The organism is Blastococcus sp. SYSU D00868, from assembly GCF_054050575.1.
In genome coordinates this window covers 21,824-28,667 of sequence record NZ_JBJGZO010000046.1, presented here as the reverse complement: position 1 = coordinate 28,667, position 6,844 = coordinate 21,824, and the positions used below count along the sequence as shown (strand labels likewise).

General features: G+C 76.8%; 6 protein-coding genes. All 6 read right to left on the bottom strand.

Features of this window, described 5'->3' with window-relative positions:
* Positions 1 to 118 precede the first annotated feature (118 nt).
* The 6 genes from ACI79F_RS23500 to ACI79F_RS23475 all read right to left on the bottom strand — a co-directional run bounded on the left by ACI79F_RS23500 (position 119) and on the right by ACI79F_RS23475 (position 6,814).
* Positions 119 to 1,531: an acyl-CoA carboxylase subunit beta gene (locus ACI79F_RS23500; protein WP_456547541.1), complete on the bottom strand. Its 1,413-nt coding sequence runs from the start codon at positions 1,529 to 1,531 to the stop codon at positions 119 to 121.
* 91 nt (positions 1,532 to 1,622) lie between these two features.
* Positions 1,623 to 2,861: a beta-ketoacyl-[acyl-carrier-protein] synthase family protein gene (locus ACI79F_RS23495; RefSeq protein WP_456547540.1), complete on the bottom strand. Its 1,239-nt coding sequence runs from the start codon at positions 2,859 to 2,861 to the stop codon at positions 1,623 to 1,625.
* 49 nt (positions 2,862 to 2,910) lie between these two features.
* Positions 2,911 to 3,150, bottom strand: a complete 240-nt coding sequence (locus ACI79F_RS23490; RefSeq protein WP_456547539.1) for an acyl carrier protein — start codon at positions 3,148 to 3,150, stop codon at positions 2,911 to 2,913.
* A gap of 84 nt (positions 3,151 to 3,234) precedes the next feature.
* The gene (locus ACI79F_RS23485) at positions 3,235 to 4,203 is read right to left on the bottom strand and encodes a beta-ketoacyl-ACP synthase III (RefSeq protein WP_456547538.1); all 969 of its coding nucleotides are present in this window, start codon (positions 4,201 to 4,203) and stop codon (positions 3,235 to 3,237) included.
* Complete coding sequence (locus tag ACI79F_RS23480) at positions 4,200 to 5,402, bottom strand: acyltransferase domain-containing protein (protein ID WP_456547537.1); 1,203 nt, start codon at positions 5,400 to 5,402, stop codon at positions 4,200 to 4,202. The genes ACI79F_RS23485 and ACI79F_RS23480 overlap by 4 nt, the downstream gene beginning before the upstream one ends.
* 233 nt (positions 5,403 to 5,635) lie before the next feature.
* A complete protein-coding gene (locus ACI79F_RS23475) occupies positions 5,636 to 6,814 on the bottom strand; it encodes a PucR family transcriptional regulator (RefSeq protein WP_456547536.1) in 1,179 nt (392 codons plus the stop codon).
* Between the last annotated feature and the right edge of the window lie 30 nt (positions 6,815 to 6,844).

The following is a 6,844-nucleotide window of genomic DNA, read 5'->3' as shown; positions in this document are numbered from 1 at the left end:
GCCCGCCCGCCGGCCCCCCCCCCCGCGGGCCGCCACCGTCCCCGGCGCCGCGGCCGCCCGCGGGGGGGGGGGGGCCCCCCCCCCCCGCCACGATCAGGGGACCTGATCCCGGCCAGGGCTACAGCGGGATGTTGCCGTGCGCGCCGCGGCCGGGCCGGGCCTCGGCGAGCGCCCGGATCAGCCGCCGCCGGGTCTGCGCCGGCTCCACGACCTCGTCGACGACGCCGATCTCCAGCGCCCGGTTCACCCCGCCGGCGATCCGCTCGTGCTCCACGGCGAGCTCGGCGTGCAGCGCCTCCCGCTCGGCCGGCGGGACGGCGGCCAGCTTCTTGCGGTGCAGGATGCCGACGGCGGCCTTGGCGCCCATGACCGCGACCTCGGCGCCGGGCCAGGCCAGCACCGCGGTCGCGCCCAGCGACCGGGAGTTCATCGCGATGTAGGCGCCGCCGTAGGACTTGCGGGTCACCAGGGTCACCCGCGGCACCACGGTCTCGGCGAAGGCGTGCAGCAGCTTCGCGCCGCGGCGCACGACGCCGTCCCACTCCTGGCCGACGCCGGGCAGGTAGCCGGGGACGTCGACCAGGACCACCAGCGGCACCCCGAACGCGTCGCACATCCGCACGAACCGGGCCGCCTTCTCCGCCGAGGCCGAGTCCAGGCAGCCGCCCAGCCGCAGCGGGTTGTTGGCGATCACGCCGACGGTCCGCCCGGCCAGCCGGCCCAGCACGGTGACGACGTTGGGCGCCCACCGCGGGTGCAGCTCCAGCCCGGGCTCGTCGAGGACCGCGGAGACCAGCGGCTTGACGTCGTAGGCGCGCTGCCTCTGCTCGGGCAGCAGGGCGGCGAGGTCGACGTCCGGCTCGTCCCCGTCGTCGGCGAACGTGCCCTGCGCGGCGAGCAGGTCCACGGCCCGGCGGGCGGTGGCCAGCGCCGCCGGCTCGGTGTCGGTGACGACGTGGACGACGCCGCTGCGCCGGCCGTGGGTGTCCGGGCCGCCGAGGGTCTCCTGGTCGACGTCCTCGCCCGTCACCGAGCGGACGACGTCCGGCCCGGTCACGAACACCCGCCCGGCCGGGCCCATGATCACCAGGTCGGTGAGCGCCGGGCCGTAGGCGGCGCCGCCGGCGGCCGGGCCGAGCACCACCGAGATCTGCGGGATCCGGCCCGAGGCCCGCACCATCGCGGCGAAGACCTCACCGACGGCGTGCAGCGCGGTGACGCCCTCGGCGAGCCGGGCGCCGCCGGAGTGCCAGATCCCGACCACCGGCACCCGTTCGCGCAGGGCGGTGTCGATCGCGTCGACGATGTGCCGGCAGCCGTCCAGCCCCATCGCGCCGCCCATGACGGTCGCGTCGGTGCAGAAGGCGACGGCCGGGCTGCCCTCGACGGTGCCGCGGGCGGCGAGCGCGCCCGAGGTGTCGCGGGGAGCCAGCGGGGTCATCGAGCCCGCGTCGAAGAACCGGGACAGCCGGTCCTCCGGGTCGCGCGGGTCGGGGGTGGCAAGGGTCGGGGCGGCGGAGAGCGTCGTCACGGGGTCCCCCCAAAGCTCGTTCGAGTGGGTGATGGCCCCGTCCGGAGGCTCGCCCCGAGCGTGCGAGGGGTGAGGAGGACGGGGTCCTTCGTCAGGCGGTGGTGAACACCAGCGCGATGTTGTGGCCGCCGAAGCCGAAGGAGTCGTTGACCGCGGCGGTGAGCTGGGCCTGCCGCGGTTCGCGGCGGACGATGTCGAGCGCCTGGACGGCCGCGTCGTCGTCCGGGTCGTCGAGGTTGGCGGTGGCGGGCACGACCTGCTCCCGCAGCGCGAGGACGGTGAACACCGACTCCAGCGCGCCGGCGGCGCCGAGCAGGTGTCCGGTCTGGCTCTTGGTGGCGGTGACCAGCACGTGCTCGCCGAGGGCCCCCCGGATGGCCGCGGCCTCGGCGGTGTCCCCCACGGGCGTGGAGGTCGCGTGCGCGTTGACGTGGCCGACGTCGGACGGGCTCAGGCCGGCGTCGCGCAGCGCCGCGCTGATCGCGCGCCCGGCGCCCTCGCCCTCCGGGTGGGGGGCGACGAGGTCGTAGCCGTCGGCGGTGGCGCCGGCCCCGGCGAGCCGGGCGTGGATCGTGGCGCCCCGCGCGCGGGCGGCGTCGCCCCGCTCGAGCACCAGCGCCGCGGCGCCCTCGCCGAGCACGAAGCCGTCGCGGGCCTTGTCGAACGGCCGCGAGGCGCGCTCGGGCTCGTCGTTGCGGGTGGACATCGCCCGCATGGCGGCGAACCCGGCCATCGGCAGCGGGTGCACGCACGCCTCAGCACCGCCGACCAGGACGACGTCGGCCCGGTCGAACCGGATGAGGTCCAGGCCCCAGCGGATCGCCTCGGCGCCCGAGGCGCAGGCGCTGACCGGGGCGTGCACGCCGCCCTTGGCGCCGACGGCCAACCCGACGGCCGCGGCCGGGCCGTTGGGCATGAGCATCGGGATGGTGAAGGGGGAGACCCGCTTGGGGCCCTTCTCCTCCAGGACGTCGTCCTGCCCCAGCAGGGTCAGCGCCCCGCCGATGCCGGTGCCGAAGACGACGGCGATCCGCTCGGGGGCGACCCCCGCCTCGGCCGCGCCGGAGGAGTTCCACGCCTCCTCGGCGGCGACGACCGCGACCTGCTGGCTGCGGTCCAGGCGGCGGGCCCGCACCCGGTCCAGCTTCCCGGCCGGGTCCTCGGCCAGCCGCGCGACGAGCTGCGCCGGGAACTCCTGGATCCAGTCGTCGGTGATCCGGCTGACCCCCGACCGCCCGGCCAGCAGCGCGTCCCAGGTGCTGGCGACGTCGCCCCCGAGCGGCGTGGTGGCGCCGATGCCGGTGACGACGACGTCGTCGTTCGTGCTCATGACGGGTCCTCCCTGGGGACGTGCGGGTCCGGGCGGCCGGGGGACCGGCTCAGCCGCGGTTGTTCTGGATGTAGGTGATGGCGTCGCCGACGGTCTTGATGTTGGCCAGCTCGTCGTCGGGGATCGCGACGCCGAACTTGTTCTCGACCTCCGTGGCGATCTCGACCATCGACAGCGAGTCGACGTCGAGGTCCTCCGTGAACGACTTCTCCGGGGTGGCGTCGGCGGGGGAGACCCCCGCGACCTCCTCCAGGATCTCGGCAAGACCAGCCTGGATGTCCTCGCTCACGCTGAGGTCCTCTCTCTCGTTCGTGCGTCGGCGCCGGGTCGGTCCCGGTGCCGGCCCGGGGTGCCCGGGGGGTCTGGGGGTGGGTCAGGGCAGGCGCAGGACCTGGCCGGCGAAGGTGAGCCCGGCGCCGTAGCCCAGCACCAGCGCCAGGTCGCCGCTCTTGGCCTGCCCGGACTCCAGCAGCGCCTCCAGCGCCAGCGGGATGGAGGCGGCGGACGTGTTGCCGGTCTGCACGATGTCGCGGGCGACGACGGTGCGCTCGGGGAACCCCAGCCGCTTGTGCATCGACTCGACGATCCGCAGGTTGGCCTGGTGCGGGGCGAAGACGTCGATGTCGTCGGGGCCGACGCCGGCCGCGGCCATCGCCTCCTCCAGCGTCGCGGTCAGCCGCGTCGTCGCCCACCGGTAGACGGCCTGGCCGGCCATGACCATCGTGCCGGTGCCGGCCACGATCTCGATCGCCGACGCCTGGTCGCCGTCGCTGCCCCAGGCCACCGGCCCGACGCCCGGGTCGTCGGAGGCGCCGACCACGGCCGCGCCGGCGCCGTCGGCGAAGATCACCGCGGTGGCCCGGTCGTTGAGGTCGGTGACGTCGGTGAGCCGCTCGGCCCCGACGATCAGCACGTTGCGCGCGGACCCGGCGCGGACGGCGTTGCTGGCCATCTCCAGCGAGTAGCAGAACCCGGCGCAGCCGGCGTTGAGGTCGAACGCGCCCGGCCGGGGGATGCCCAGCCGGTGGGCGACCTGCGGGCCGATGCCGGGGATCGGGTGCCTCAGGCTCGCGCTGGCCAGGATCACCATGTCGATCTCGTCGGGCGCCAGGCCGCTGGCGGCCACGGCCTTGCCGCCGGCGGCGACGGCCATCTCGACCAGCGTCTCGTCGTCGGAGGCCCAGCGGCGCTCGGCGATGCCGACCCGGCTCTGGATCCACTCGTCGTTGGTCTCCATCACCTGCGACAGCTCGTCGTTGGTGACGCGCCGCCGCGGCCGGTAGCCGCCGAGGCCGAGGATCCGCGCGCCCGGGGCGCCCGTCCTGAGCTTGATGGCCGTCATTCGGACACCTCCGGGTAGAGACGGGCGATCGGGTCACCGGCGTCGACCAGGTCGCCCTCGTGCACCAGCCACTCGGCCAGCACGCCGGCGTAGCCGGCCGAGACGCCGACCTCCTCGCGGCGGCTGCGGATGCAGCCCAGCGGCGCGCCGGCGGGCACGTGCGTGCCCTCGGCGATCTCGGCGGGGGCGACCGTGCCGCGGGCCGGGGCGACGACGACCCGCCAGTCCGGCGCGTACTGCGCCTCGGCGCGGCCCCGCTCGGCCTCGATCAGCTCGCGGGCGCGGTCGAGGTCGCCGGGGCCGCTGACGGCGAGCACGTCGATGCCGGTGCCCTTCCACTCGCGCTTGGCGAGCCCGGCCAGCGCCCCGGCGGGCGGGAGCTCGATGACGGCGGTGACGCCGAGGTCGCGCAGGGTCGCCAGGCACGCGTCGAAGCGCACGGGGCTGGTGACCTGGCTGACCAGCCGGGACAGCGCCTCGGCGCCGGAGGTCACGGCGGCGCCGTCGGCGTTGCTCAGCAGCAGCCGGCTCGGGTCGGTCGGGGTCAGGCCGCCGACCAGGCCCTCCAGCTGCTCGCGGGCCGGGGCCATGTACTCGGTGTGGAAGGCGCCGGCCACCGACAGCGGCAGCACCCGGGCCTTCGCCGGCGGGTCGTCCTTGAGCGCGGCCAGGCCCTCGAGCGGCCCGGCGACGACGGTCTGCCCGCCGCCGTTGAGGTTCGCGGCGACCAGCCCGTGCCGGTCCAGCGCGGCGGAGAGCGCCTCGGGGTCGCCACCCAGGACGGCGGACATGCCGGTCGGCGTGAGCGCGCAGGCGGCGGCCATCGCCCGGCCGCGGACGGCGGTCAGCGCGATCGCCGCCTCGACGCTGAGCACCCCGGCCAGCGCCGCGGCGGTCAGCTCGCCGACGCTGTGGCCGGTGATGACGACGTCCCGCCCGGCCTGCGGCGTGTGCCGCACCGGCCCGGGCAGCCCGCCGAGTTCGCGGGCGACGAACAGGCTCATCGCCACGACCAGCGGCTGGGTCACCGCGGTGTCCTTGATCGCCTCGGCCTCCCCGGTGGTGCCGAGGGTGAGGAGGTCGGCGTCGGCGATGGCGCCGGCCCAGCGGAAGAAGGACTCGGCGCCGGGGAGCTCCAGCCAGTCGGTCAGCATCCCGGGCTTCTGCGCACCCTGTCCGGGGGCGAGGACGGCCAGCACCTCCTCACCGTGCCAGGCGGGGCCGGCCCGCGTGGGTGCCGGTCGGCACGAAACCACACCGCTGCTCTTTGGAGGAACCCTCCAAAGACCGCGGCCCGACAGGCCTCAGGATGCGGTCGGCGTGGTGGGGACCACACTGCCCCATGTGCAGCCCTCTAGGGGCCGGTCGGGCGGCCCCGGCGCAGGGGCCCGCGCCGAGCGGGCGAGGCGTGGGGGGCGGCGGGGTCCTCGGATCACATCCAGAGCGACCGCTCGCCGCCCAGCCGGGACAGCGCGAGGGCGATCTGCAGGGTCCAGGCGCCGCGCGGCTCGGTCGCCCAGTAGCCGGTCAGCTCGGCGGCCCGCTTGAGCCGGTAGCGGACGGTGTTGGGGTGCACGAACAGCGCCCGCGCGCTGGCCTCGAGGTTGCCGCCGCCGGCGAGCACCGCGCCGACGGTCTCCAGCACCTCGCCGCCGGCGGCCTGCAGCGGGAGCGCGACCCGCTCCTCCAGCGCCACCCGGGCCAGCGGATCACCGTCCAGGGCGCGCTCGGGCAGCAGCGCGTCGGCCGGCACCGGCCGCGGCGCCTGCGGCCAGGCCGGCGCCGCCCGCAACCCGGCGAGCGCGGCGGCGGCGGACTCCGGCGCCCGCGCCAGCCCCTCCACGACCGGGCCGACCACCACCGGCCCCGGCCCGAACTCCTCGGCCACCCGGTCGGCGACCGCGGTGAGGTCCTCGACGCCGCCGAGGACGACGACCAGCTGATCGGCGTGCACCCCGACCAGCACCTCGCTGCGCAGGGCCCGGGCCGCCCGCCGCGCCGAGGCGTGCGCGTCCCGGTCCGAGGGCGCCGCGCCGACCAGCACGGTCACCGGGGTCGTCGCCGTCCACCCGAGGGCGGCGGCCCGGCCGGGCAGCTCCTCGGAGCGCTCGCCGCGGACCAGGGCGTCGACCACCAGCGCCTCGAGGCGGGCGTCCCAGGCGCCGCGGTCCTCGGCGAAGGTCGCGTAGACGTGCGCGGTGGCGAAGGCGACCTCGCGGCTGAACACCAGCACCGCCATCCGCAGCGCGTCGGCGTCGCCGGGCTCGGCCACGTCGCGGACGTGGTCGTCGAGCACCTCGACGGTGACCTTCACCAGGTCGACCGTCTGCTTGAGCGGCACCGCCCGGACCAGCTCCCGCGGGGCGGCGCCGAACACCTCCCCGGTCAGCCGCGGCGGGCGGTCCGGGGTGCGGCACCACTCCACCAGCGAGGCGATGCCCGCCTGGGCCACGAGCATCACCCAGGAGCGCTGGTCGGCCGGCATCGTGCGGAACCAGGGCAGCTGGTCGTCCATCCGCGCCACGGCCTGGGTGGCGATGGCGCCGGAGGCCCGCTCCAGCCGGCGCAGGGTGCCGGCCGAGGGCCACGGCGCTCCGGCGCGGTCGTCCACGTCGGTCAGCGTGTCACGCGGGCGGGGGTC